The organism is Arthrobacter sp. lap29 (assembly GCF_032458965.1).
Lineage (GTDB): Bacteria > Actinomycetota > Actinomycetes > Actinomycetales > Micrococcaceae > Specibacter > Specibacter psychrochitiniphilus.
Window position 1 is genome coordinate 1 of the sequence record NZ_JAUCEK010000032.1, and the last position, 1,522, is coordinate 1,522.

Below are 1,522 nucleotides of genomic sequence, written 5' to 3' on the forward strand. Positions count from 1 at the left end.
AATCTTGTCTCCGGCGAGGAGCACTCCGACCAAGAGCGCCCATCCTGGTTCCGTGCCCAGAAGCATGCCTGCACGCGAGGCTGAGGTGTGCTTCGTTGCCCACAGTTGCCCCAGAAACGCGAAGATGGTGCAGCCGAGACACAGATAGGCAATGGTGAGCCAATTCTCGCCGCTAAAGCTAGGGAGATGCTCCAGCAGGGAGTTTCCGCCCCACACAGCAAATATGACCGCGCCGAACATGATCTCGACCGTGGTCAATCCCAGTACGTCGGTGTTCCTGCCGACGGTAAACCGTGCCTCGGCAACACCGAGCAGGGCCCGGGTCGCTGCCGCGATGAGCATGAGCCCGTCGCCGAGGTTGAACCCGGAGAAGCCTTGCCCGACCACGAGGAGCGTGATGCCGATGACGGCGAGCAGGATGCTTGCGATCAGGGATGGTGAAAGCCGTCTTTTGGTGAGCGTGGATTCGAGGATCGGGGTGAGAAGAATGGACAGAGCGATGATGAGTCCTGCATTGGTGGCACTTGTGCGCGTGACACCGATCGTTTCCAGAGCGATGGTCGCTGCACGGAGGGTTCCAAGCAGAATGCCGGGGAGTGTCGAGTCACGGAGCCGAACTTTTGGTCGCGCGAGGTTAACAAGCAGCAAGATCACTGCTGCGGGTACGAAGCGGGCACACATCACCGCGGCGGCAGACGAGGCCACCGCCAGGTCTTGGGTTGCTAGATAGCTACCGCCCCACATTATTGCGACGATCAGGAGAATGAAGTCGGGAAACAGACGGCGGATTGAAGGGGGAGTGAAGGACATGCTTTTACTGTAAGGAGCGGATTCGTACAGAACAACGGGCACTATCTTTAGTATCCCGTAAGGTGAGCTTCATGGAAGTACATCATCTTCGAACTTTACGTGAACTCAGGGACCGGGGCTCGGTCACTGCAGTGGCACAGGCGCTGCACCTCTCACCGTCCGCGGTCTCCCAGCAAATTGCGTCATTGCAACGGGGCGTTCAGATTCCACTAACCGAGCAGCGAGGCCGAGTATTAGTGTTGACGCCTGCCGGTGAACGTTTGGCCGAGGCCGGTGGGGATGTGCTGGAGTCCCTAGCTCGTGCGGAAAATTCTGTCAACGAGTACTTGGCATCACCCCAGGAACCTGTTTCAGTCACCGCTTTTCACAGTGCCGGACTGGCCTGGTTTCCGGCGCTCATCGCAAGCAGCCTCAGCGATTCTGACGGGCCGATGGTGCGTTGCCGGGACGAGGACGTATCGATCAACGGGTTCGTCGATTTGGTCAGCGACCACGATGTGGTGATCGCCCACCGTCCGATGGCCTCAGATCCTTGGCCGACCCGCAGGGTACATGTCACGCCCGTTCTGCAGGAACCGATCGACTTGGCGATCCACCGGGAGCATCCATTGGCGAAGCACGAGACGGTGTCCTTGGCCGATCTGGTGGGTGAAACCTGGGTGGCCGCGCACGAAGGCTTCGCCTTGGAACCACTCATCGTCCAGGCGATGTT

Annotated in this window: 2 protein-coding genes; one reads left to right on the top strand and one right to left on the bottom strand. The window is 59.4% G+C overall.

The window, feature by feature from the left end; genetic code table 11:
• The coding region (locus RY113_RS18360; RefSeq protein WP_315915823.1) for a DMT family transporter at positions 1–810 on the bottom strand (810 nt) is incomplete at its 3' end.
• Between the two features lie 71 nt (positions 811–881).
• On the opposite strand from RY113_RS18360, the gene RY113_RS18365 reads away from it, so the two are divergent.
• On the top strand, positions 882–1,522 hold a 641-nt coding region (locus RY113_RS18365), incomplete at its 3' end, for a LysR family transcriptional regulator (protein WP_315915824.1).